The organism is Kitasatospora sp. NPDC086801, assembly GCF_044745805.1.
In the GTDB taxonomy this organism is placed as follows: domain Bacteria; phylum Actinomycetota; class Actinomycetes; order Streptomycetales; family Streptomycetaceae; genus Kitasatospora.
Map to the genome: position 1 here is coordinate 14,340 of NZ_JBIVAX010000048.1, position 24,575 is coordinate 38,914.

Annotated in this window: 20 protein-coding genes; 16 read left to right on the forward strand and 4 right to left on the reverse strand. The window is 73.4% G+C overall.

The window, feature by feature from the left end; genetic code table 11:
* Nucleotides 1-158 precede the first annotated feature (158 nt).
* Nucleotides 159-1,514, reverse strand: coding sequence for a 4-aminobutyrate--2-oxoglutarate transaminase (gabT, locus tag ACIPLC_RS33040; protein ID WP_400476718.1), 1,356 nt, complete (start codon nt 1,512-1,514; stop codon nt 159-161).
* A gap of 300 nt (nt 1,515-1,814) precedes the next feature.
* On the opposite strand from gabT, the gene ACIPLC_RS33045 reads away from it, so the two are divergent.
* From ACIPLC_RS33045 to ACIPLC_RS33055, 3 genes are all read left to right on the forward strand, one after another.
* The gene (locus tag ACIPLC_RS33045; RefSeq protein WP_400476719.1) at nt 1,815-3,833 is read left to right on the forward strand and encodes an ATP-binding protein; all 2,019 of its coding nucleotides are present in this window, start codon (nt 1,815-1,817) and stop codon (nt 3,831-3,833) included.
* 154 nt (nt 3,834-3,987) lie between these two features.
* Entirely contained in the window at nt 3,988-5,553 is a 1,566-nt protein-coding gene (locus ACIPLC_RS33050) for a PucR family transcriptional regulator (RefSeq protein ID WP_400476720.1), read from the forward strand.
* 219 nt (nt 5,554-5,772) lie between these two features.
* Nucleotides 5,773-7,215 (forward strand): aldehyde dehydrogenase family protein, encoded by a 1,443-nt coding sequence (locus ACIPLC_RS33055; RefSeq protein WP_400476721.1) that lies wholly within the window; start codon nt 5,773-5,775, stop codon nt 7,213-7,215.
* Nucleotides 7,216-7,281: 66 nt separating this feature from the next.
* Here the strand turns inward: ACIPLC_RS33055 and ACIPLC_RS33060 are convergent, their stop codons facing one another.
* Nucleotides 7,282-7,950, reverse strand: coding sequence for an NAD(P)H-binding protein (locus ACIPLC_RS33060; RefSeq protein ID WP_400476722.1), 669 nt, complete (start codon nt 7,948-7,950; stop codon nt 7,282-7,284).
* A gap of 84 nt (nt 7,951-8,034) precedes the next feature.
* Here ACIPLC_RS33060 and dxr point away from each other — a divergent pair, with 84 nt between their 5' ends.
* The 5 genes from dxr (at nt 8,035) to ACIPLC_RS33085 (ending at nt 13,639) form a co-directional block, all read left to right on the forward strand.
* Nucleotides 8,035-9,264 (forward strand): 1-deoxy-D-xylulose-5-phosphate reductoisomerase, encoded by a 1,230-nt coding sequence (dxr, locus tag ACIPLC_RS33065; RefSeq protein ID WP_400476723.1) that lies wholly within the window; start codon nt 8,035-8,037, stop codon nt 9,262-9,264.
* 119 nt (nt 9,265-9,383) lie between these two features.
* Nucleotides 9,384-10,688, forward strand: coding sequence for a M50 family metallopeptidase (locus ACIPLC_RS33070; RefSeq protein WP_400476724.1), 1,305 nt, complete (start codon nt 9,384-9,386; stop codon nt 10,686-10,688).
* 143 nt (nt 10,689-10,831) lie between these two features.
* The gene (gene ispG, locus ACIPLC_RS33075; protein WP_400476725.1) at nt 10,832-11,992 is read left to right on the forward strand and encodes a flavodoxin-dependent (E)-4-hydroxy-3-methylbut-2-enyl-diphosphate synthase; all 1,161 of its coding nucleotides are present in this window, start codon (nt 10,832-10,834) and stop codon (nt 11,990-11,992) included.
* Between the two features lie 158 nt (nt 11,993-12,150).
* Nucleotides 12,151-13,026: a GNAT family N-acetyltransferase gene (locus tag ACIPLC_RS33080; RefSeq protein ID WP_400476743.1), complete on the forward strand. Its 876-nt coding sequence runs from the start codon at nt 12,151-12,153 to the stop codon at nt 13,024-13,026.
* Nucleotides 13,027-13,096: 70 nt separating this feature from the next.
* Nucleotides 13,097-13,639 (forward strand): GNAT family N-acetyltransferase, encoded by a 543-nt coding sequence (locus tag ACIPLC_RS33085; RefSeq protein ID WP_400476726.1) that lies wholly within the window; start codon nt 13,097-13,099, stop codon nt 13,637-13,639.
* 14 nt (nt 13,640-13,653) lie between these two features.
* Here the strand turns inward: ACIPLC_RS33085 and ACIPLC_RS33090 are convergent, their stop codons facing one another.
* Both ACIPLC_RS33090 and ACIPLC_RS33095 read right to left on the reverse strand, forming a co-directional pair.
* Complete coding sequence (locus ACIPLC_RS33090; RefSeq protein ID WP_363376682.1) at nt 13,654-14,577, reverse strand: aminoglycoside phosphotransferase family protein; 924 nt, start codon at nt 14,575-14,577, stop codon at nt 13,654-13,656.
* Between the two features lie 88 nt (nt 14,578-14,665).
* Nucleotides 14,666-15,205: a ferritin-like domain-containing protein gene (locus ACIPLC_RS33095; protein WP_400476744.1), complete on the reverse strand. Its 540-nt coding sequence runs from the start codon at nt 15,203-15,205 to the stop codon at nt 14,666-14,668.
* 806 nt (nt 15,206-16,011) lie between these two features.
* Here ACIPLC_RS33095 and rimP point away from each other — a divergent pair.
* The 8 genes from rimP to truB all read left to right on the forward strand — a co-directional run bounded on the left by rimP (nt 16,012) and on the right by truB (nt 24,571).
* Complete coding sequence (rimP, locus tag ACIPLC_RS33100; protein ID WP_400476727.1) at nt 16,012-16,566, forward strand: ribosome maturation factor RimP; 555 nt, start codon at nt 16,012-16,014, stop codon at nt 16,564-16,566.
* Between the two features lie 54 nt (nt 16,567-16,620).
* Nucleotides 16,621-17,631: a transcription termination factor NusA gene (gene nusA, locus ACIPLC_RS33105; protein ID WP_063347626.1), complete on the forward strand. Its 1,011-nt coding sequence runs from the start codon at nt 16,621-16,623 to the stop codon at nt 17,629-17,631.
* Nucleotides 17,632-17,776: 145 nt separating this feature from the next.
* Nucleotides 17,777-18,025 carry a YlxR family protein gene (locus tag ACIPLC_RS33110; protein ID WP_063347625.1) on the forward strand — a complete coding sequence of 83 codons (249 nt, stop codon included), beginning with the start codon at nt 17,777-17,779 and terminating at the stop codon, nt 18,023-18,025.
* Between the two features lie 249 nt (nt 18,026-18,274).
* A complete protein-coding gene (gene infB / locus ACIPLC_RS33115; RefSeq protein ID WP_400476728.1) occupies nt 18,275-21,409 on the forward strand; it encodes a translation initiation factor IF-2 in 3,135 nt (1,044 codons plus the stop codon).
* Nucleotides 21,410-21,610: 201 nt separating this feature from the next.
* Nucleotides 21,611-21,907 carry a DUF503 domain-containing protein gene (locus tag ACIPLC_RS33120; RefSeq protein WP_400476729.1) on the forward strand — a complete coding sequence of 99 codons (297 nt, stop codon included), beginning with the start codon at nt 21,611-21,613 and terminating at the stop codon, nt 21,905-21,907.
* Nucleotides 21,908-22,060: 153 nt separating this feature from the next.
* Nucleotides 22,061-22,501, forward strand: coding sequence for a 30S ribosome-binding factor RbfA (gene rbfA, locus ACIPLC_RS33125; RefSeq protein ID WP_400476730.1), 441 nt, complete (start codon nt 22,061-22,063; stop codon nt 22,499-22,501).
* A 2-nt stretch (nt 22,502-22,503) separates the two neighbouring features.
* A complete protein-coding gene (locus tag ACIPLC_RS33130; RefSeq protein WP_400476731.1) occupies nt 22,504-23,607 on the forward strand; it encodes a bifunctional oligoribonuclease/PAP phosphatase NrnA in 1,104 nt (367 codons plus the stop codon).
* 34 nt (nt 23,608-23,641) lie between these two features.
* Nucleotides 23,642-24,571 (forward strand): tRNA pseudouridine(55) synthase TruB, encoded by a 930-nt coding sequence (gene truB, locus ACIPLC_RS33135; RefSeq protein WP_400476732.1) that lies wholly within the window; start codon nt 23,642-23,644, stop codon nt 24,569-24,571.
* The last annotated feature ends 4 nt before the right edge of the window (nt 24,572-24,575 follow it).

The window sequence follows — 24,575 nt, forward strand, 5'->3', positions numbered from 1 at the left end:
CTCCGGCCGCCCCGGCGACCGGGCCCGACCGGCCGACGGGCCCGTCCGACCGGCCGGCGACAACCGAACGGCCCGTGCGGACCAGAGGTCCCCACGGGCCGTTCAGCGCTGTCCGGACATCCCTCCGGAGGGGTTCACGACCTGACGGGCGACACCGCTCAGACGGCGGCGAACGCGCCCTCCAGGATGTCCAGGCCCTCGGCCAGGAGGTGCTCCGGGATGACCAGCGGCGGCAGGAAGCGCAGCACGTTGCCGTAGGTGCCGGCGGTCAGCACCACCAGGCCCTCGGCGTGGCAGGCCTTCGCGATGGCCGCGGTGGCCGCCGCGTCCGGCTCCTTGCCGCCCGGCTTCACCAGCTCGACGGCGATCATCGCGCCGCGGCCGCGGACCTCGCCGATGCGGACCCGGTCGGAGTGGGCGAACTTCTCCTTCATCGCCTGCAGGCGGCCCAGCATGATCTCGCCGATCCGCTGCGCCTTGCCGTTGAGGTCCTGCTCCTTCATCGTCTCGATGGCGCCCAGCGCGGCCGCACAGGCCACCGGGTTGCCGCCGTAGGTGCCGCCCAGGCCGCCCGCGTGCGCGGCGTCCATGATCTCGGCGCGACCGGTCACCGCCGCCAGCGGCAGACCGCCGGCGATGCCCTTCGCGGTGGTGATCAGGTCCGGGACGATGTCCTCGTCCTCACAGGCGAACCACTGGCCGGTACGGCAGAAGCCGGTCTGGATCTCGTCCGCGACGAACACGATGCCGTTCGCCTTCGCGTACTCCACGATCGCCGGCAGGAAGCCCTTGGCCGGCTCGATGAAGCCGCCCTCGCCCTGGATCGGCTCGATGATGATCACGGCGACGTTCTCGGCGCCGATCTGCTTGTTGATGACCTCGATCGCCTGCGCGGCGGCCTCGGCGGCGCAGTTCTCCGCACCCGTCAGCCAGCGGTACGGGTAGGCCACCGGCACCCGGTAGATCTCCGGGGCGAACGGGCCGAAGCCCTGCTTGTACGGCATGTTCTTCGCCGTCAGGCCCATGGTCAGGTTCGTACGGCCGTGGTAGCCGTGGTCGAACACCACGACGGCGGTGCGCTTGGTGTAGGCGCGGGCCACCTTCACCGCGTTCTCGACCGCCTCGGCGCCCGAGTTGAACAGCGCGGTGCGCTTGTCGTGGTCGCCCGGGGTCAGCTCGTTCAGCTGCTCGGCGACCGCCACGTAACCCTCGTACGGGGTCACCATGAAACAGGTGTGCGTGAAGGCGGCCAGCTGCTCGCTCGCCTTCGCCACCACGGCCTCGGCGCTGTTGCCGACGTTCGTCACGGCGATGCCGGAGCCGAAGTCGATCAGCGAGTTGCCGTCCACGTCCTCCAGTACGCCGCCGTTGGCACGGGACACGTACACCGGCAGGGTGGTGCCGACGCCGGCCGCCACCGCACCCAGCTTGCGGGCCTGCAGCTCCTGCGACTTCGGACCGGGGATCGCGGTGACCAGGCGGCGCTCCTGCGGGAGCGGCGTTGCGGCGCTCATGGGGTTCTCCAGACTTCTCGGCTCGGTGCTTCGCAGGCTACGGCCGCCCTCCCCGGCCGGGCATGCGCCACTCGGTAGCACTGAGCCGTCCGACTTGTCCGGCACGGCCAGCGCGGGTGGTGCGACTGCCCGCAGGCCTCACTCCACTACATTGAGCGCGGGCGTGTCGCCGGTACGGCGGCATGGGTATGGCGGCACCGACGGTGATCGGGCCGGGCGGGAGAGGGAGCGGGGCCGTACATGGCACAGGACGGGGCACACCACCACACCGATCGGACCACCACCAGACCCCCGGCCCCCATGCCCCGTCAACGGCCCGGCACCCGCACCGACGGGCCCCCCGCCTTCGACCTCCCCACCTGGGCCACGGCCCCGCGCCCGGAAGCCGAACCCGGCGTCTACCGGCTGGGCTACCGCCCGATCGACCCGGAACGGGCGGAGGCGGCCAAGGTCGCGGCCTGGCCGCTGCTCCTGCGGGCGGGGCTCAACGCGGTGGTGGGGTGGTTCGCGTTCCTGTACGGGACCCAGTTGGTGCTCCGCCTGATCGTGCTGACGGTCTGGGTGAAGAATCCCACCGATACCGAAGTGACCGTCGTCGGCGTGTCCGTGAACCTCCTGGTCGCCGCTCTCGTCATCAAGCTCTTCGGCCGGATGGGCCGTTGGCCCGAGGTGTGGCGCCGGTACGCGGCGCCGTTGCTGTCGCGGGCGGTGACGCAGGAGCAGCCCGCCGAGGAGGACGTGGCGGCGGCGCCGGTGGTGCGGCGGCTGGACCCGTGGGACGGGCTGCGGCAGGGCGGGGCGGCCGAGGCGGCGGGGCGGCTGGAGCGGGAGGCGGTCGGGGACGTCGACTACGTGCGGATCCAGCGGGCGTGGGAGTCGGCGCAGGCGGATCCAGCGTTCGTGCCGGCCTTCGTCGAGCAGGTGGCGGCGCGGGGCGGGGCGGCCTTCGCGCATCCTTCGGAGTCGCGGGAGCTGGCGGACCGGGGTGAGCGGCACGATCTGCTGCTGGGCCAGGTCTGCCTCGGGACCGCCCAGGACGTGCCGAAGAATCCGCTGAGCCACCGGGCGGCCGGGTTCGCGCTGGATCCGGCGGTGCTGGGCACGTCGCTGCTGGCGGTGGGCCCGGCGGGGACGGGGAAGACGGCGCGGTTGGCGCGGCCGGTGGCGGAGGCGCTGTGCCTGCAGGCGCTGGCCGGTACCGCGTGCGTGGTGGTGGTGGGGGCGGCGGACGCCGACCTCGGCCCGGACGCCTGGTACGACGTGGTGATCGCACCCGGTGATCCGGCCTCGGTGTACGGGCTGGACCTCTACGGTGCGGCGCAGGATCCGGACGAGGCGGCTGCCCGGCTGGCGGAGGCGTTGCTGCCGGACGAGTTGACGGCGCGCGCGGAGAACGCCCGGACGGCGCTGCAGCAGGTGGTGGGCCCGTTCCACGCCGCGTACGGCCGCTATCCGGGGGTGCGGGAGCTGCGGGCGCTGCTGGCCGGTGAGCCGGACGTGCTGGCGGCTCTGGTGAAGGCGCTCGGGGTGGCGGGCCGGCTGGCCGTGTACGAGCGGGACCTGGAGCACCGGGAGCGTCAGCGCGGCCGGGCGGACGACCCCGGGGCGCTGCTGGCGGACCGGCTGGCGCTGTTGGACCGGCCGGCCTTCGAGGGTGCTTTCGCGACGGACGGCACCGGGCGGCCCCCGTTCGCGATGCGGGTGCTGGACCATCCGCTGCGGGTGCGGGTGAAGCTGCCGGAGCGCAGTCATCCGGAGGCCGCGCGGATGCTGTCCCGGCTGGTGGTGGGTCAGTTCGTGCAGGCGGCGGGGGCCCGTACGGACCGTTCCCTGTTCGCCGGTCTGGTGGTGGACGACGCCTCGGCGGCGCTGGACGCGACCGCCGTGCGCGGGGTGCAGCGGATGCGGGGGGTGAACGCCGGCGCGGTGTTGCTGCTGCGCACGCTGGTGGACCTGCCGGAGGCGCTGCGGGCGCCGCTGTTCGGTGCGGTCGGCTGCCGGATGGCGTTCCCGGGGATCGCGCCGTGGGACGGCCGGCTGTTCTCGGAGGCCTGGGGGACGCACCTGGTGCAGGAGACCGCGGTGACCCACACCCCCGACACCTCGGGTGGCGTGGTGCGGCGGGCCGGGCGGTTGGGGCGGCGGGCGTTGTCGGGGACGGCGGCGCAGACGGAGTCGGTGACGACGCGGGACGTGGAGCGCCTGCGCTGGTCGCCGTCGGATCTGGCGCACGCGCTGCCGGCGGGGTACGCGGTGGTGTCGTTGACCGCGGTGTCGGGGGAGCAGGTGCCGCCGTTGCTGGTGGATCTTCGGGGCTGACGGGGGGCGCGGGCGGAAGCTCGCCTTCGCGGTGGATTCGGCAGTGCCGGTTGTCCGGAGCGTCCATAATGAAGGGGAGAGACCCTCACTTGTCCCATTGCCCTCTCCTCGCCCGGCCGCAACGGCGCGGTCAGGTCGATCCCCCGAAGGTGCCATGCCCCCCACACTCGCCTCCGTTGTCCGCAACAGTTCGCTCCATCTGACGGTCCTCGCCGGCGCGGACCATCTGGAGCGGCCGGTCCGCTGGGTGCACACCAGCGAGCTGGACGACCCGACGCCGTTCCTGGAGGGTGGCGAGCTGCTGCTCACCACCGGGATCAAGCTGGGCCGTACGGCAGCCCGGTTGCAGGCGTACGTGCACCGGCTGGCCGATGCCGGGGTGGTGGGGCTGGGCCTGGGGGTGGGGCTGTCGCACACGGAGGTGCCGCAGCCGCTGGTGGACGCGGCCGCGCAGCGGGGGCTGCCGCTGCTGCGGGTGCCGGAGCCGACGCCGTTCATCGCGATCAGCAAGGTGGTGTCGGCGGCGCTGGCCGCGGAGCAGTACGAGGCGGTGACGACCTCCTTCGAGGCGCAGGAGGAGCTGACCCGGGCCGCGCTGGGCAAGGACGGCACGACGGCGGTGGTGCGCCGGCTGGCGGCCCGGCTGGGCGGCTGGGCGGCGCTGTACGACGGGTCGGGGGCGCTGTCGGTGGTGGCGCCGGACTGGGCGGCGCGCCGGGCGGGGCGGCTGGCGGCGGAGGTGGACCGGCTGCGCCGGCGTCCGGCGCCGTCGAGCGCCGCGTTGCAGGGGCGGGCGCCGGGGATCGACACGGCGGACGAGGACTACGTGGTGGTCCAGTCGCTGGGGGCGGACCGGCGGGCCCGGGGCTTCCTGGCGGTGGGCACCGAGGACCGGATCACCCCGACCGAGCGGTACGTGCTGAACGCGGCGGTGGCGCTGCTGACCCTGACGCTGGAGCGCTCGCGCGAGCTGCGGCAGGCGGAGGAGCGGATGGGCGCGGCGCTGCTGCGGATGGTGCTGGCGGGCGAGGTGGCGACGGCCCGCCAGGTGGCGGTGGGGCTGTTCGGCGGCCTGCCGGAGGGGACGATACGGGTTCTGGTGGCCGGGGCCGGGCCGAACGCGGAGGCCGCGGAGGCGCTGGGGGAGTTGGGGGACCGGGCCGAGCAGGCGGGTGCCCGGGTGGGCGAGAAGCTGCTGGTGGCGCGGGAGGACGGTGCGCACGGGCCGCGGTTGATGGTGCTGGCGCTGGACAACGGGGCGGTGCACCGGGCCTGTCTGGGCGTGGTGGAGGAGCACGAGGGCCTGTCGCTGGGCGTGTCGGCGCCGGCCGCGCTGGAGGAGGCGGGGACGGCGCACGCGCAGGCCGAGCGGGCGCTGGCGGTGGCGCTGCGCGGTGGCCGGCGGTCGGTGGACCACGAGGAGGTCGGCGCGGGGTCGCTGTTGCCGCTGCTCGGTGAGGACGCGGTGACGGCGTTCGCCGAGGGGCTGCTGCGGCCGTTGCGTGACCACGACCGGACGGCCCGCGGCGATCTGGTGGCCTCGCTGCGGGCGTGGCTGTCCAGGCACGGGCAGTGGGACGCGGCGGCGGCCGATCTCGGGGTGCACCGGCACACGCTGCGCTACCGGATGCGGCGGGTCGAGGAGCTGTTGGGGCGTTCGCTGGACGACACCGACGTGCGGATGGAGCTGTGGCTGGCGCTGCGCTCCGGCGAGGAGTAGCCCGCACCCGGGCCACACCTCGGCCACATCCAGCCCGCACCCGGCCCGCACCCGGGCCACTCCAAGGCCACATCCGGCAGGGCCCTGGACGGGATGGAGCAGCGTGGGGGGCGAACGCTCCTAGTCGGCCAATCCGGTCGGTGCGCCGCCCCACCTACCCTCGGGTTCGGGTCCCACACCCGTGGGCCCGATGACGACGAGGAGAGGGCCGGTACCACGGTGACCACCACGTACGATTTCTGGCTGGCCGGCCGCCGGGCGAGCGGCGACGCCGACTTCGAGGTGCACAACAGCTGGGACGGCCGTCTGGTCGGCAAGGTGAGCATCCCGACCGAGGCCCAGGTCGAGGAGGCGCTGGACGCCGCCGTCGCCGCGCTGCCGGTGTTCGCCGCCACCCCGGCGCACGTGCGCTCCGCCGCGCTGGACCACGTGGCCAAGCGCCTGACCGAGCGCACCGAGGAGATCGCCCAGCTGATCACCGCGGAGAACGGCAAGCCGATCAAGTGGGCCCGTGGTGAGGTCGGCCGCGCGGTGTCGGTCTTCCGCTGGGCCGCCGAGGAGGCCCGCCGGACCAACGGCGAGACGATGCGGCTGGACACCGACCCGGGCGGCGTGGGCCGTTTCGCGGTGGTGCGCCGCTTCCCGCGTGGCGTGGTGCTGGGGATCGCCCCGTTCAACTTCCCGCTGAACCTGGTCGCCCACAAGGTCGCCCCGGCGATCGCGGTCGGCGCCCCGATCATCCTGAAGCCGGCCCCGTCGACGCCGCTGTCGGCGCTGGTGCTGGGCGAGATCCTGGCCGAGACCGAGCTGCCGGCCGGTTCGTGGAGCATCCTGACGGTGCCGAACGACCGGATGCCGGCGCTGGTGCAGGACAAGCGCCTGCCGGTGATCTCCTTCACCGGTTCGGACCGGGTCGGCTACCAGATCATGGACTCGGTGCCGCGCAAGCACTGCACCCTGGAACTGGGCGGCAACGCCGCGGCCGTGGTGCTCGCCGACTGGTCCTCGGACGCCGACCTGGACTGGGCCGCCACCCGGATCGCGATGTTCGCCAACTACCAGGGTGGCCAGTCCTGCATCTCGGTGCAGCGGGTGATCGCCGACGCGTCGGTGTACGACGCGCTGGTGGAGAAGGTCGTCGCCAAGGTCAAGGCGCAGGTCACCGGTGACCCGAACGACGACGCGACGGACGTCGGCCCGCTGGTGGACGAGAACGCCGCGAAGCGGGTGGAGTCCTGGGTGGACGACGCGGTCGCCAAGGGCGCCGAGGTGCTCGCCGGCGGGGGCCGCGAGGGCGCGACCTACGCGCCGACCGTGCTGGCGGAGCTGCCGGAGGACGCGATCCTGGCCAAGGCCGAGGTGTTCGGCCCGGTCCTGTCGCTGCACCGGGTCGAGGGCGTCGACGAGGCGTTCGCGGCCGTCAACGACTCGCCGTTCGGCCTTCAGGTGGGCGTGTTCACGCACGACCTGCAGACCGCCTTCCGCGCCCACCGGGAGCTGGAGGTCGGCGGTGTGATCATCGGCGACGCGCCGTCCTACCGCGCCGACCAGATGCCGTACGGCGGCGTCAAGGACTCCGGCGTCGGCCGCGAGGGCGTCCGGTACGCGATGGACGACTACACGGTCGAGAAGGTCCTGGTCCTCAGCGGCCTCGACCTCTGAGCGAACCGTGAGTGAAGGGCCCGGTCCGGTGACCGGGCCCTTCACCCGTTCCCGGGCCGGGTCGGCTCAGCGGTCCTGCCCGGCCGCGACGTCGACGGCCTCCTCGACCGCGGTGTCGCCGGCGACCAGCTCCAGCGTTCGCCCGGCCGTGCCCGGTTCGCGCAGCAGTGCGGCGAGGACGGCGGCGACGTCGGCCCGGTCCACGGCGCCGCGCGCGACCGAGGGGGCGAGCCGGACCAGGCCGGTGCCGGGCCCGTCGGTGAGGCGGCCGGGGCGCAGCACCGTCCAGTCCAGCGCGGTCCGGGCCCGGACGGCGTCGTCGGCGGCGCCCTTGGCCCGCAGGTAGGTCTCGAAGACCTCGTCGGCGGGGTGGTGGGCGTGGGCGTCGGCGCCCATCGAGGAGACCATCAGGTAGCGCCGGACGCCCGCGAGTTCGGCGGCGTCGGCGAGCAGCACGGCGGCGTCGCGGTCGACGGTGTTCTTGCGGCTGGCCCCGCTGCCCGGCCCGGCGCCGGCGGCGAAGACCACCGCGTCGGCGCCGACGAGGAGTTCGGCGAGTTGCGGGGCGGTGGCGGACTCCAGGTCGAGCAGCAGCGGTTCGGCGCCGGCGCCGGCGAGGTCCTGGGCCTGTTCGGGGCGGCGGATGATTCCGGCGGGCCGGTCGCCGCGCGCGGCGAGCAGCCGTTCGAGTTTCAGCGCGATCTGTCCGTGGCCCCCGGCGATGACGGTACGCATGGCTCCGACGGTAGCCCGGGACGAGCACCGGCGTCCTGTCGGGAGCCGTCCTGCGCAGGGCTCCGGGCAGGACACAATGGGCGCATGACTTCGCTCGCCCACCCGCAGCTGCGGTTCACGCCCATCGTGCAGGACCCTTCCGGCCCCCGGGAGCTGGTGATCCTCGGTTCGACCGGGTCGATCGGCACCCAGGCCATCGACGTGGTGCTCCGCAACCCGGACCGGTTCCGGGTGGTCGCCCTGTCGGCGGCCGGCGGCCGGGTGGAGCTGCTCGCCGAGCAGGCGCTGCGGCTGGGCGTGCACACGGTGGCGGTGGCGGACCCGGCGGCCGAGCCGGCGCTGCGCGCGGCGCTGGCGGCGAAGGCGGCGGGCGCTCCGCTGCCGGCGGTGCTGGCCGGGCCGGACGCGGCGACCGAGCTGGCCGCGATGGAGTGCCACTCGGTGCTGAACGGCATCACCGGGTCGATCGGGCTGCGGCCGACACTGGCCGCGCTGAGGGCGGGCCGGGTGCTGGTGCTGGCCAACAAGGAGTCGCTGATCGTCGGCGGCCCGCTGGTGAAGGCGGTGGCGCGGCCGGGTCAGATCGTGCCGGTGGACTCCGAGCACGCGGCGCTGTTCCAGGCGTTGGCGGGCGGCACCAGGGCCGAGGTCCGCAAGTTGGTGGTGACGGCCAGCGGCGGTCCGTTCCGCAACCGGACGCGTGAGCAGCTGGCCGGGGTGACGCCGCAGGACGCGCTGGCGCACCCGACCTGGGCGATGGGCCCGGTGGTCACGATCAACTCGGCGACCCTGGTGAACAAGGGCCTGGAGGTGATCGAGGCGCACCTGCTGTACGACGTGCCCTTCGACCGGATCGAGGTCGTGGTCCATCCGCAGTCGGTGGTGCACTCGATGGTGGAGTTCACCGACGGTTCGACGCTGGCGCAGGCCAGCCCGCCGGACATGCGGATGCCGATCGCGCTCGGTCTGGGCTGGCCGGAGCGGGTGCCGGACGCGGCCCCCGGCTGCGACTGGACCAAGGCCGCGACCTGGGAGTTCTTCCCGCTGGACGACGAGGCCTTCCCGGCGGTGGAGCTGGCCCGCGAGGTGGGCGCTCTGGGCGGTACCGCGCCGGCGGTCTTCAACGCGGCCAACGAGGAGTGCGTGGAGGCGTTCCTGAAGGGGCGCCTCGCTTTCACGGGAATCGTGGACACTGTTGCCAAGGTCGTCGCCGAGCACGGCACGCCCGTGCCGGGAACTTCCCTGACGGTCGAGGACGTCCTGCACGCGGAGGACTGGGCCCGCGCCCGGGCCCGCGAGCTGGCGGCGGGCTGACGGCGGCGGGTTGACGGCGTGGGCCGTTTCCGGCCGGGTGCGCCCGTACCGGGTGTCCGGTCGGGCGTGACTGCGGTAAGACAAGACGACGAGCGGAGCGGCATGACGGAGGGCCAGCGGTGGCAATGGTTTTGACGGTGGTCGGCATCCTGGTCTTCGCGGTCGGGTTGCTCGTCTCGATCGCGTGGCACGAGCTCGGCCACCTCTCGACGGCCAAGCTGTTCGGCATCCGGGTGCCGCAGTACATGGTCGGCTTCGGCCCGACCGTCTGGTCGCGGAAGAAGGGCGAGACCGAGTACGGCTTCAAGGCGATCCCGCTGGGCGGCTACATCCGGATGATCGGGATGTTTCCGCCGGGTGAGGACGGCCGGATCACCAAACGCAGCAGTTCGCCCTGGCGCACCATGATCGAGGACGCCCGGGAGGCCTCCTACGAGGAGCTCCAGGAGGGCGACGAGCACCGGCTGTTCTACACCCGCAAGCCGTGGAAGCGCGTCATCGTCATGTTCGCCGGGCCGTTCATGAACCTGATCCTGGCCTTCGGGCTGTTCCTGACCGTGCTGATGGGCTTCGGCGTCCCCAAGTCGGTGCCCACCATCGGCACCGTCGCCCAGTGCGTGGTCAAGGCGGGCCAGCCCACCGACACCTGCCCGGCGGACGCCCCGGCCACCCCGGCGGCCCAGGCCCAGTTCCGGGCCGGCGACAAGGTGGTCTCCTTCGACGGCGACCGGATCCGCGACTACGACCAGCTCCAGGCGGACATCCGCAAGTCGGCCGGGCGCACCGTCCCGGTGGTGGTCGAACGCGGCGGGCAGCAGCTCACCCTCACCCCGACCATCGCCGTCAACGACGTCCAGAAGTACGACGGCAGCGGCCGCCCGGTCAAGGGCGAGACCGTCAAGGCGGGGTTCCTCGGATTCACCCCGACGAGTGGCGTCGTCCAGCTGGGCTTCGGCCAGTCCGTGGACTGGATGTACAACGCGGCCAAGGGCGGCATCTCGTCCCTCGTCGCGCTGCCGGGCAAGATCCCCGGGCTCTGGCACTCGGTGGTGGACGGCGCCCCGCGCGACGCCGACTCCCCGATCGGCATGGTCGGCGCCGCCCGGGTCAGCGGCGAGGTGTTCTCCCTGGACCTCCCGGCCAGCCAGCGGATCGCCACCTTCGTGAACCTGCTGGCCGGCATCAACCTCTCGCTCTTCCTGTTCAACATGCTGCCGCTGCTCCCGCTGGACGGCGGCCACATCGCGGGCGCGGTCTGGGAATCGGTCCGCCGCCGATTCGCTCAGCTGTTCAAGCGGCCCGATCCCGGCCCGTTCGACGTCGCCAAGCTGATGCCCGTGGCGTACGTCGTGGCCAGCATCTTCGTCGGCTTCACCCTGCTGGTGATGGTCGCCGACCTGGTGAACCCGGTGAAGATCAGCTAGAGCGTTCGGGTACGGCTGGTGTGCTGGGGTCCGGCGCCGTGCCGTACCGTGGAGGCCGGGTGCGCGATCGAGGCGCGCCCGGCCTCGGCCGTCCCACTGGCCGGGCGGTCGACCACACCTCAACCCCGGGGAACCCTGCGCACATGACCGCGATCTCGCTCGGTATTCCGTCCCTGCCGCTCAAGCCGCTCGCCAAGCGCCGTGTATCCCGGCAGATCATGGTCGGCAACGTACCGGTCGGCGGCGACGCCCCCGTCTCGGTGCAGTCGATGACCACCACCGTGACCGCGGACATCAACGCCACGCTGCAGCAGATCGCCCAGCTCACCGCGTCCGGGTGCCAGATCGTCCGGGTCGCCGTCCCCACCCAGGACGACGCCGACGCGCTGCCGATCATCGCCAAGAAGTCCCAGATCCCGGTGATCGCCGACATCCACTTCCAGCCGAAGTACGTCTTCGCCGCGATCGACGCCGGCTGCGCCGCGGTCCGCGTCAACCCGGGCAACATCAAGGCCTTCGACGACAAGGTCGGCGAGATCGCCAAGGCCGCCAGGGACGCCGGCGTGCCGATCCGGATCGGCGTCAACGCCGGCTCGCTCGACAAGCGCCTGCTGGAGAAGTACGGCCGTGCCACCCCCGAGGCCCTGGTCGAGTCCGCGCTCTGGGAGTGCTCGCTGTTCGAGGAGCACGACTTCCGCGACATCAAGATCTCGGTCAAGCACAACGACCCGGTCGTGATGATCAACGCCTACCGCCAGCTGGCCGCCGCCTGCGACTACCCGCTGCACCTCGGCGTCACCGAGGCCGGCCCCGCCTTCCAGGGCACCATCAAGTCCGCCGTCGCCTTCGGCGCACTGCTCGCCGAGGGCATCGGCGACACCATCCGGGTCTCCCTCTCCGCCCCGCCGGCCGAGGAGATCAAGGTCGGCAACCAGATCCTGGAGTCGCTCGGCCTGCGCCAGCGCGGCCTGGAGATCGTCTCCTGCCCGTCCTGCGGCCGCGCCCAGGTCGACGTCTACAAGCTGGCCGAGGAGGTCACCGCCGGGCTGGAGGGCATGGAGGTGCCGCTGCGCGTCGCCGTCATGGGCTGCGTCGTGAACGGCCCGGGCGAGGCCCGCGAGGCCGACCTCGGCGTCGCCTCCGGCAACGGCAAGGGCCAGATCTTCGTCAAGGGCGAGGTCATCAAGACCGTCCCCGAGTCGAAGATCGTCGAGACCCTGATCGAGGAGGCGCTCAAGCTCGCCGAGCAGATGCAGGAGGCGGGCGTCGAGGCCGGTGCGCCGACCGTCGTCGCCGCCGACTGACCACGCGGGGTCCGCGCGGGTGTGCCGCGCGCAGTCTTCCGGAAGCGGGGCCGTCCGTTCGCGGACGGCCCCGCGGCCGTAGCCGGGTGGGGCCACGGAGTAGGGTGCGGCCAGATTCGTCTCAGTGAGGTGCTGTCTCGATGCTCGATCGAGGTGTGATGCTCCCCGGCTCGTTCCAGGCCGCCCGCGCCCTGGCCACCACCCGCGTGCTGGAGCCCCCCGACCTCGCGGACGCCCTGGAGATCCTCCACCGCGACCCGGTCGCCAACTCCTTCGTCGCCACCCGGGTCGAGGCCGTCGGCCTCGACCCCTGGCGGCTCGGCGGCGAGATGTGGGGCTGGTACGACGGGGACGGGGCCTTGGCCGCGCTCTGCTACGCCGGGGCCAACCTCGTCCTGGTCGGGGCCGGGCCGGAGGCCGTCGCAGCCTTCGCCGAGCGGGCCCGCCGACAGGGCCGCCGCTGCTCCTCGATCGTCGGCCCGGCCGGGGCCACCGCCGCCTTCTGGGCGCTGCTGGAACGCAGTTGGGGCCCGGCCCGCGAAGTCCGCGCCCACCAGCCGCTGTTGGCCACCGCCGTGCCCTCCGCCGAGATCGCGCCCGACCCGCTGGTGCGGCGGGTGCGGCGCGAGGAGATCGACGCGCTGATGCCCGCCTGCGTGGCGATGTTCACCGAGGAGGTCGGGGTCTCCCCGCTGGCCGGTGACGGCGGCCTGCTCTACCAGGCCCGGGTGGCCGAACTCATCTCCGCCGGGCGGTCGTTCGCGCGTTTCACCGCGGACGGCGAGGTCGTCTTCAAGGCCGAGATCGGTGCCGTCACCGAGGGCGCCTGCCAGGTCCAGGGTGTCTGGGTCGCCCCGGAGTACCGGGGCCGGGGCCTCTCCGAGACCGGCATGGCGGCTGTCCTCGACCTCGCGCTGCGCGAGATCGCCCCGGTGGTCTCGCTCTACGTCAACGACTACAACCTGCGGGCCCGGGCCGCCTACCGGCGGGTCGGCTTCCGCGAGGTCGGCGCGTTCATGAGCGTGCTGTTCTGAGCCCGTTCCCGGGGCGTTCGGTTCCGATCTTCGCCCGCGCCGACGGCTCACGGGTAGTAACGTCCGAGGCATGGATCAGCTGACCGGGGTGACGATCGAGGCCATCGACCTTGCGGCCTGGGCGCCGCAGGCGCTGGAGGTCCAGGCGGTGGCGTTCGGCCTGACGGCCGAAGAGGTCGCCGTCCGGCTGCACATCGTCGGTCGGCACGCCGGCCAGCCCGGGGTGATCGCGCTCGGCGCGATGAGCGGCGGCCGGCTGGTCGGCTTCGGCTACGGGATGCCCAACCAGCGCGAGCACTGGTGGAGCACGGTGATCGAGCCCTACCTGAGCGCGGGCGGCCACGACGACTGGCTGGACCACGTGTTCGCCGTCACCGAACTGCACGTGCTGCCCGAGTACCAGGGCCAGGGCGTCGGCTCCCGGCTGATCCGCACCCTCTGCGAGCGCTCCGGGCTGGAGCGCAGCATCCTCTCCGCGATCGACGCGGAGACCCCCGCGCGACGGCTCTACCGGGCGCTCGGCTACCAGGACCTCGCCCGCGCGGTGCGCTTTCCCGCGACGGACCGGCTGTACGCGGTGATGGGGGCTCGGCTTCCGCTGCGCACGCCCTAGGCGTAGGGCCCGCGCTACAGCGCCCCGGCGAACTCCAGGTAGAGCTCGGCGTCCTCCCGGCGGCCGGCCGCCAGGGCCCGCAGGGCGAGGTCGACGGCCCGGAACAGGGTCCAGCCGCGCAGCCGTTCCCGGTCCACCTCCAGCGCGTCCGCGAGCTGGTGCAGCCGGCGGCGGACGGCCGCGGCCACGCCGGGGGAGCCGACCAGGGTGTCCGCCCGGTCCAGGGCCAGCCGGGCCAGGTCGAAGGCGCGCTCGCCGGCCAGCGGGCGCGGGTCGATCGCCAGCCAGGGCGCCCGGTCGGCGGCGAGCACGTTGCCGTGGTGGAAGTCCCCGTGGAGCAGGAGGGTCTCGGCGGCGGAGCCGGCCAGGCCGTCGGCCGTGTCCAGCGCCTCGGCGATCAGGGGCTCGGCCTCGGCGGCGCCGGGCAGGGCGCGGTGCCCGCGCAGCCGCTCCGCGGTGTCGGCGGTCCGGGCCGCGAGCGTCGGGAACGGGTGGTCCTCCGGAAGGGCGGTCCAGAGCCGGTGCAGCAGGCTGGTCGCCTCCAGCATCGCCTTCGCCTCGGCGAGCGAGCGCAGCGGGATGTCCCCGTGCAGCCGCTCCAGCAGCAGGACGCCCTCGGCGGGGTCGGCGTCCAGCAGCAGGACGGCCCCGCGCCCGGCCCAGTGGGCGAGCGCCGCGTGCTCCAACGCGGTCTCGGGGGTGCGCAGGCCGGTCTTGAGGACGGCGGGGGAGAGGTCGTCGCGGTGGACGTAGGCGACCAGGCTCAGGCTGCCGCCTGGGTCGAGCACCCGCTCCAGGGTGAGGTCCCAGCGCGCCAGGTGGGCGGCCACCCGCGCGGGGAGCCCGGCCAGCCACTGGCGGCCCGGTTCGCCCTCGCTCGCGGCGACGCCGCGCGCCAGCCAGGCGGGGACGGTGATCTGCGGTGCTGCTCCCGACATGCCCGGCCTTCCGGTTGACGCTCCCCCGTTGGTGTTACCCGTCCATTGTCGGCCATGGACGGGAAACCGCAGGTCAGCGCCGCGGGCCCTAGGGAGTGGCGGCCGTGGGGGTGGGGAGGGGCTCGGGGATACCGGGGAAGGCGGGGTCGGCGGCGCCCCAGCGGTGGGCGCGCAGGGCGCAGTCGCGCAGGGCGTCGGCCGCGGTGGCCCGTTGGGGACCGGGGACGGCGGCGACCAGGTCGGCGTAGACGGTGGTGAGCCGGGTTTCGAGGTGGGCGGCGAGCTTGGTGGCGCCGGCCGAGTCGGTGACGGCGAACGGGAGCTGGTACCCGCCGGCGGCGGCGGTCGGGGTGGCGCCGAGGGAGCCGATCAGCCGCTGCCAGGCGTCCCGCCGGGCCTCGTGGGCGGCGTAGGCGGTGCGGGCGTCGGTGCGCTGCTGGTCCTCGGGGAGGCGGGCGCCGACCACGCCGTAGCCGTAGACGGCGGCGTGTTCGGCGCCGAGTGCGCCCTGGAGGGCGGTGACCGCCGCAGCGGCGGAGGGGGCGGCCGACGGACCGGGGGAGGGGGAGCCGGTGGGCTGGTCGCTCGGGGGTGTGGTCGGCGCCTCGGCGGGGGTGCCCGGCGGGATGGTGTCGCCGAGGGCGACGGCGTGCAGCACGTCGGAGGCGGCGACCGAGGCGAGCAGCCGGGCCAGCGGCGGCCGGGCTGCGGCCAGGTCGGCGAGGCGGGCCTGGGCGGTCTGCCGTTCGAGTGCGGCGAGTGCGGCGGGGGTGCCGACCGGCGTTCCGGACGGCGTTCCGGACGGGGTGGCCGAGGGCGTGGCCGGGGGGATCGAGGCGGCGGGCAGGCCATGGGCGAGGGCGGCGCGGTGCTGGGCCACCTCGGCCCGGAGCGGCTGCAGCACGGCGGCCTGGGCACCGCCCGGACCGGCGAGCAGGCTGTCGTAGCCGGCCAGCAGGGTGTCGGTGGCGGCGATCGAGCGCAGGACGACCGGTTCGTCCGGGCTCGGCTGCGGGCCGCGGTTGCCGGGAGTGGCGTCGTTGCCGCCGTGGGAGCCGGTGCAGGCGGTGAGGGCGGTGAGGGCGAGCAGCCCGAGAGCCAGGAACGTCCGTCGGCTGGGCGGCTGCATGGGTGTCACTCCGGGGCGTGTGCGGGAGGGCGGCCTCCCCGCCTGCCCTTCGTAGGCGTGAATGATTACAGAATCCCCACGATTCCGGGCGGGGATTCGGATCCGGGGACGCCCCGGGAGCGGGTGTGAGCTTGCTCGCAGTGGGTGGCGTGTGCCCGGTCGGGGGTGGTCCGGAATCGGTGGTTCGCGGCTTCACCGGCTAGGCTTTGGGCCGAGCTGCCGCGACCCGGTGTGCGCCGGACCGGCGCCGGAGGGCGCGGAGCGACCTTCTGACAACAGCAGACGCGGCCGAGGAGTCCACCCGGATGAGCACCACCCACACCGACCGGCTGCGCGCGTTGCTGGAGCCGCTGGTCGTGCAGGCCGGTCTGGACCTGGAGGACGTCAAGGTCACCAAGGCCGGCAACCGCCGCCAGGTGCAGATCGACGTCGACACCGACGGCGGCGTGGACATGGACGCCATCGCCGAGTTCAGCCGGGTGGTCGGTGAGGCCCTGGACGAGTCGGACCTGATGGGCGACGAGCCCTACCTGCTGGAGGTCGGTTCGCCGGGCGCGGAGCGTTCGCTGGACCTGCCCCGGCACTGGCGGCGCGCAGAAGGCAGACTGGCCAAGATCCACCTGGTCGACGGCGGGGAGATCGTCGCCCGGGTGCTGGAGGCGGACGAGGACGGCGCGCTGGTCGAGGTGCAGCCGGTGAAGGGCCGCGGCCGTCCGAAGGAGCGCCGGCTGGCGTACGCCGAGGTGGATCGGGCGCGCGTGCAGGTCGAGTTCAACCGCAAGGACGACGAGCTCCTCGACGAGGCCGCGGACTTCGCGGACGACGACGCCTCCGAGGAGGGGGACGACGGTGCGCTGTGACCTGCGCACCGCCCGGACCATGACGAACGTGACGAAAGACGAGGAGGCGTAGCCGTGGACATCGACATGAGTGCCCTGCGCACGCTGGTCAACGAGAAGAACATCCCCTTCGACCTGCTGGTCGAGTCCATCGAGTCCGCCCTCCTCACCGCGTACCACCGCACCGAGGGCTCGCGCCGCCGCGCCCGCGTGCACCTGGACCGCAAGTCCGGCCACGTCACCGTGTGGGCGACGGAGGACCCGGCCGAGCTGGACGAGGGCGTCGAGCCCAAGGAGTTCGACGACACCCCGAACGGCTTCGGCCGGATCGCGTCCAGCATCGGCATCCAGGTGATGATGCAGCGCCTGCGCGACGCCGCCGACGACCAGACCTTCGGCGAGTACGCGGGCAAGGAGGGCGACATCGTCACCGGTGTCGTCCAGCAGGGCAACGACCCGAAGAACGTGCTGGTCGACATCGGCAAGCTGGAGGCCATCCTGCCGCCGCAGGAGCAGGTCCCGGGCGAGGACTACCGGCACGGCACCCGGCTGAAGTGCTACGTCGTGGCGGTGCGCCGCGGTGTGCGCGGGGCCTCGGTGACGCTGTCGCGGACGCACCCGAGCCTGGTGAAGAAGCTGTTCGCGCTGGAGGTCCCGGAGATCGCGGACGGCAGCGTGGAGATCGCGGCGATCGCCCGTGAGGCCGGCCACCGCACCAAGATCGCGGTCTGGTCGCGCCGGGCCGGGCTGAACGCCAAGGGCGCCTGCATCGGCCCGATGGGCAGCCGGGTGCGCGCGGTGATGGGCGAGCTGCACGGCGAGAAGATCGACATCGTCGACTGGTCGGAGGACCCCCGGGAGATGGTCGCCGCGGCGCTGTCCCCCGCACGGGTGACCAGCGTGGAGATCGTCGACCTGGCCCAGCGTTCCGCCCGGGTGATCGTGCCGGACTACCAGCTGTCGCTGGCGATCGGCAAGGAGGGGCAGAACGCCCGCCTCGCCGCCCGCCTCACCGGCTGGCGGATCGACATCCGGCCGGACACCGAGGGCCAGCCCGAGGACGGCGGTCGGGACACCGACCGCTGAGCGCGGCGCTGACCGGCCGTTCGCCCCGTCAAAGCCCCCCGCCGTTCCGCCCGGGATCGGCGGGGCGGCGCCATGTCCCTTCGGAGGGGTAGACTTGCCTTCGTCTGGCCGGACGCACGTCCGAGCACGCCCGGAACGCACCTGCGTGGGCTGCCGCAAGCGAGCGGCCAAGCACCAGCTGTTGCGTGTCACGGCGGTCGAGGGCGTCTGCGTCCCCGACCCCCGTGGCGCACTGCCGGGCCGGGGCGCTCACCTGCACCCCGATCCGGCCTGCCTCGACCTCGCGGTCCGCCGTCGGGCGTTTCCCCGGGCCTTCCGCCTCCAGGGGACGCTCGACACGGAGCGGCTCCGCGAGTTCATCGGGGAGCGGACCGTCGACACCCCGGCGCCCTGAGTCCCTCAGGCCGCCCGGTGGGGCGACGCCCGCAACGGCCGCCGCTCAGTGCGGCGGGAGAACCACCGCAACAAGCACGGTTCGCGGGCAGCCGCGTGCCGTGCCACCAGTCAGGTACCTCGCGATGTGGAAGTAGGTCGAGATTGCGATGAGCTCTCGATGAGTACGCGATGAGTACGCGATGGGTACGCCCATGAAGTAGCGACGGTCCGGCGGACGAGACACCCCGGACTCATAGACAGGAGTGAAGTGGCTAAGGTCCGGGTTTATGAACTCGCCAAGGAACTTGGCTTGGAGAGCAAGGCCGTCATGGCCAAGCTCACCGAGCTCGGTGAGTTCGTCCGTTCGGCGTCCTCGACGATTGAGGCGCCGGTCGTACGTAAGCTGACTGACGCGCTTGGTGTGGCCCCCACCGGTGGTGGTTCCGCTGCCAAGCCGGGCCCGCGCAAGAGCGCGGCGCCCCAGCCCGCGGGTGGCTCCGCCGCCGCGGGTGCACCCAAGCCGGGTGCTCCGACCCCGGGTCCGCGCCCCAGCGCGACCCCTGGTCCCCGTCCCACCCCGGCCGCGGCTCCCGCGGCCCCTGCGGCCCAGGCCGCGCCCGCCGCCCCGGCGGCCCCCGCCGCCGCGAAGCCGGCGGGTGGCCCGACCCCGGGCCCGCGCCCGGCGGCGCGTCCCGCCGCTCCGGCGGCCCCGGCCGCGCCCGCGGCCGAGTTCTCCTCGCCGGCTCCGGCCGGTGACACCCCGCGTCAGGCTCCGCAGGCCTCGCAGGCCCCGCAGGCCTCGCGTCCGGCCGGTCCCGCCGCCGGCGGTGCCCGTCCGGGTCCGCGTCCGGCCGGTCCGCGTCCGGGCAACAACCCGTTCACCTCGGGCAGCGCGACCGGTATGGCCCGCCCCGGCGACCGCCGTCAGGGCGCGCCGGGTGCGCGTCCGGCCGGTCAGGGCGCCCCGGGCGGCGACCGTCCGCGTCCGGGTGGCGACCGTCCGCGTCCCGCCGGTGCTCCCGGTGCTGACCGTGGCGCCCCGCGTCCGGGTGGCGACCGTCCGCGTCCCGCCGGTGCTCCCGGTGCCGACCGTGGCGCCCCGCGTCCCGGTGGCGACCGTCCGCGTCCCGACGGCATGCCGCGTCCGGCCGGTCCGCGCCCCGGCGCCCCGTCCCCGTCCGGCATGCCGCGCCCGAACCCGGGCATGATGCCGCAGCGTCCGGCTCCGGGCCCGCGTCCGGGCCCCGGCGGCCGTGGCCCCGGTGGCCCCGGTGGCCGTCCGGGTGGTCCGGGTGCCGGTGGCGCCCGTCCGGGCTTCCAGGGTCGTCCGGCCGGTCCGGGCTCGCGTCCGGCCGGTGGCGGCGGCTTCGGCGGTCCGCGTCCCGGTGGCGGTGCCCCCGGTGGCGGCGGCGGCTTCGGCCCGCGTCCCGGTGGTTTCGGTGGTCGTCCCGGCGGCCCGGGTGCCCGTGGTGGCACGCAGGGCGCCTTCGGTCGTGGCCCGGGCGGTCGCCCGGCGCGTGGCCGCAAGTCGAAGCGGGCGAAGCGCCAGGAGTACGAGGCCATGCAGGCCCCGTCCGTCGGCGGTGTGATGCTGCCTCGCGGCAACGGCCAGACCGTTCGCCTGTCGAGCGGCGCCTCGCTGATGGACTTCGCGGAGAAGATCAACGCCAACCCGGCCGCGCTCGTCTCCGTCATGTTCAACCTCGGTGAGATGGTCACCGCGACGCAGTCGGTCTCCGACGCGACCCTCGAGCTGCTGGCCGGCGAGATGGGCTTCATCCTGGAGATCGTCAGCCGGGACGACGAGGACCGCGAGCTGCTGGAGTCGTTCGACATCGACTTCGGTGCGAACGAGGGCGACGAGGACCAGCTGGCCCCGCGCCCGCCGGTCGTCACCGTCATGGGTCACGTCGACCACGGTAAGACCCGCCTGCTGGACGCCATCCGCAAGTCCAACGTGGTGGCCGGCGAGGCCGGTGGCATCACCCAGCACATCGGTGCCTACCAGGTCGTCACCGAGGTGAACGGCGAGCAGCGCCCGATCACCTTCCTCGACACCCCTGGTCACGAGGCGTTCTCCGCCATGCGTGCCCGTGGTGCCAAGTCCACCGACATCGCGATCCTGGTGGTCGCGGCCAACGACGGTGTCATGCCGCAGACGGTCGAGGCGCTGAACCACGCCAAGGCCGCGGGTGTGCCGATCGTGGTCGCCGTCAACAAGATCGACGTCGAGGGCGCCGACCCGACCAAGGTCCGCGGTCAGCTGACCGAGTTCGGTCTGGTGGCCGAGGAGTACGGCGGCGACACCATGTTCGTCGACATCTCCGCGCGCCAGGGCCTCAACATCGAGCAGCTGCTGGAGGCCGTGGTCCTCACCGCGGACGCCTCGCTCGACCTGCGGGCCAACCCCGAGCAGGACGCGCAGGGTATCGCCATCGAGGCCCACCTCGACAAGGGCCGCGGCGCCATGGCGACCGTGCTCGTGCAGCGCGGTACCCTCCGCGTCGGCGACTCGATCGTGGTCGGCGACGCCTACGGCCGCGTCCGCGCGATGCTGGACGAGAACGGCAACAGCCTCGCCGAGGCCGGCCCGTCCCGCCCGGTGCTGCTGCTCGGTCTGACCTCGGTGCCCCGCGCCGGCGACAGCTTCATCGTCGTCGACGAGGACCGCACCGCCCGTCAGATCGCCGAGAAGCGCTCGGCCCGCGACCGCAACGCCGCCTTCGCGCAGCGTCGGGTCCGGGTGTCCCTGGAGGACCTGGACAAGGCCATCGCCGCCGGCGAGATCGAGCAGCTCAACCTCATCATCAAGGGTGACGTCTCCGGTTCGGTCGAGGCCCTCGAGGACGCCCTCGTCAAGCTGGACGTGGGCGAGGAGGTCGAGCTCCGCATCCTGCACCGCGGTGTGGGTGCGATCACCGAGTCCGACGTCAACCTGGCGATGGGTTCGGACGCCATCATCATCGGCTTCAACGTGCGCGCCGAAGGCCGTGCGCGTACCGCGGCCGACAAGGAAGGCGTGGACGTCCGGTACTACTCGGTCATCTACCAGGCGATCGAGGAGATCGAGAACGCCCTCAAGGGCATGCTCAAGCCCGAGTACGAGGAGGTGCGCCTCGGCTCCGCGGAGATCCGCGAGGTGTTCCGCTCCTCCAAGTTCGGCAACATCGCGGGTGTCATCGTCCGCGAGGGCCTGCTGCGCCGCAACGCCAAGGCCCGCCTCATCCGCGACGGCAAGGTCGTGGCGGAGAGCCTCACCATCGAGGGTCTGCGCCGCTTCAAGGACGACGCGACCGAGGTCCGCGAGGGCTTCGAGGCCGGTGTCACCCTGGGGTCGTTCAACGACATCAAGGTGGAGGACATCATCGAGACCTACGAGATGCGCGAGAAGCCGCGCTCGTAGTCGGTGAAAGCCGGGGCCGGTCGACGGGTGGTATTTCCGTCGACCGGCCCCGGTCTCGCTGTGTAGGGTCCGGGGTAGTTGAGATGTGGCAGCGTCGAGATGTAACAGCGTCGAGATGTGGCAGCGTTGAGATGCAACAGCGTCAGCCCGGTTCCGGGCTGCTCCCCCCGAGGCCTTCCAGGTCGGCGAGACCTGTCATACATGTTCGTGGGAACACTCACCTTCGACCTGCTGCTGGGCGACGTCCACTCGCTCAAGGAGAAGCGTTCGATCGTGCGGCCCATCGTGGCCGAACTGCAGCGCAAGTACAGCGTGTGCGCTGCTGAGACCGGGAACCAGGATCTGCACCGCAGGGCCGAGATCGGCCTCGCGGTGGTGTCCGGCGATGCCGGATACGTCACCGAGGTCCTGGACAGCTGTGAGCGGTTGGTCGTCGGCCGCCCCGAGGTGCAGCTCCTCTCCGCGAGGAGGCGGTACCACAACGACGACGACGAATGAGAGCCGTGGAGGCGGTCGGCGGAAGTCGCCGTTCTCACACGGATCAGGACCCAGAGCGCCCGCAAGGCCGGGCGCGGGCCGGTACTTTGGGGCGTGGGCCCCGACGGGTGCGCAGCTCACCCGGAAGCCGGACCCACTGCACGAGGAGGCAACGTGACCGACACCGCAAGGGCGCGCAAGCTCGCCGACCGCATCCAGGTGGTCGTCGCCCAGACCCTGGAGCGGCGGGTCAAGGACCCGCGACTGGGGTTCGTGACCATCACCGACACCCGGGTGACCGGGGACCTGCGCGAGGCCACCGTCTTCTACACCGTCTTCGGCGACGAGACCGAGCGCGAGGCCACGGCCGCCGCGCTGGAGAGCGCCAAGGGCGTGATCCGTTCCGAGGTCGGCAAGATCGGGGTGCGCTTCACCCCGACGCTGACCTTCGTCGCGGACGCGCTGCCGGACAACGCCCGGAACATCGACGACCTGCTCGACCGGGCCAAGGCCATCGACGCGGCGGTGCGCACCACCGCCGCGGGTGCGACCTACGCCGGCGACGCGGACCCGTACAAGGTTCCGGCGTCCGAGCGTGACGACGAGGACGAGTAGTCATGGCGGGTGAGCCGGCGAAGGCCGCCTCGCGAGCCGGTTCGACCACGGGGGCGTCCTCCACCAGCACGGTGGAGGGTGCCCTCGCGGCGCTCCCCGGGCCGCGCACCGAGGAGAGCGGTTTCGAGCTGCTCTGGCAGCAGGTGGTGGCGGAGATCGGGCGGGCCCGTTCGATCGACCTGATCTGCCACATCTGCCCGGACGGCGACGCCCTGGGCTCCTCGCTGGCGGCTGCGCTGGCGCTGCGCGGGCTCGGCAAGCGGGTGCGGGTCTCCTTCGGCGACGACCCGCAGATCGTGCCCGAGTCGCTGGCCTTCCTGCCCGGCCAGGAGCTGATCGTGCCGGCCGCCGAGGTGCCGGACGTCCCCGAGCTGGTGCTCTGCTTCGACGTGGCCGCGGAGAGCCGGCTCGGCCTGCTGCACGACAAGGCCTTCGCCGCGCCGGTGCTGGTGGTGATCGACCACCACGCTTCCAACCCGGGCTTCGGCACCCACCAGCTGATCGACCCGACCGCGCCGGCCACCGCCGTCCTGGTCGACGAACTGCTGCGCCGGCTCGGCGTCGAACTCGACCAGGACCTGGCGACCTGCCTGTACACCGGCGTCGCCACCGACACCGGCTCGTTCAAGTACCGGGCCACCACGCCCGCCACCCACGAACTCGCCGGGCGGCTGCTGGCCACCGGCATCCGCCACGACCTGATCTCCCGGCAGCTGTGGGACACCTCCTCCTTCGGCTACCTCAAGGTGCTCGCGGGCGCGCTCGACCGGGCCGTCTACGAGCCGGACGCGGCCGGCGGGCTGGGCCTGGTGTGGACCTGGGTGCCGTACCAGGACCTGGTGCTGTTCAGCGTCACGATCGAGGAGATCGAGGGGCTGATCGACATCCTGCGCCGCCCGGCCGAGGCCGAGGTGGCGCTGGTGCTCAAGCAGGACCCGGACGGCACGCTGCGGGGCTCCTCGCGTTCCAAGGGCGCGGTGGACGTCGCCGCGGCCTGCGCCGAACTGGGCGGCGGGGGGCACGTCTTCGCGGCCGGGTTCAGTGCCCGGGAGGACGTGGCCGCGGTGGTCGAACGGTTCCGGAGCGCGCTGCGACCGGTACGTTGATCATTTCTTGACCGCTTTTTAGAGAAAGAACTTGATGAAGCGCAAAGGCACCGGCCCGGACGGCCTGGTGATCGTCGACAAGCCCGAGGGCATCACCTCCCACGGAGTCGTCGCCAAGCTGCGATGGCTGGCCGGGACGCGGAAGGTCGGGCACGCCGGCACGCTCGACCCGATGGCCACCGGCGTACTGGTGATCGGCGTCGAGCGGGCCACCCGGCTGCTCGGCCACCTGATGCTCACCGCCAAGACGTACGAGGCGACCATCCGGCTCGGCCAGACCACCGTCACCGACGACCGGGAGGGCGAGGTCACCGCGTCCGCCCCGGCCGACGGGGTGAGCCGGGAGGCGATCGACGCCGGGATCGCCGCGCTCACCGGCGAGATCATGCAGGTGCCCTCCAAGGTCAGCGCGATCAAGATCGACGGCAAGCGGTCGTACGCGCGGGTGCGCGAGGGCGAGGACTTCGAGCTCGCGGCCCGGCCCACCACGATCCACTCCTTCACCGTGCACGGGCAGCGCGCGGCGGTCGCCGAGGACGGCACGCCGGTGATCGACCTGGACGTGACCGTCGAGTGCTCCTCCGGCACCTACATCCGGGCGCTGGCCCGTGACCTGGGCGCCGGGCTCGGCGTCGGCGGCCACCTCACCGCGCTGCGGCGCACCAGGGTCGGGCCGTACTCGGTGGAGTCGGCGCACACCCTGGAGCAGCTGGAGGCCGCGGTCACCGGCGAGTCCCCGACGGGGCTGCAGGTGCTGCCGATCGGGGAGGCCGCGGCCGCCGCCTTCCCGCGCTGGGACCTGGACGAGTCGGCGGCGGAGAAGCTGTCGCACGGTGCCCGGCTCAAGGCGCCCGGGCTGGGCGTGGACGGGCCGATCGCGGTGTTCGGGCCGGACGGGCGCTTCCTCGCGCTGGTCGAGGAGACGGGCGGGCAGGCGAAGCCGGTCGCGGTCTTCGTCGGCTGACGCC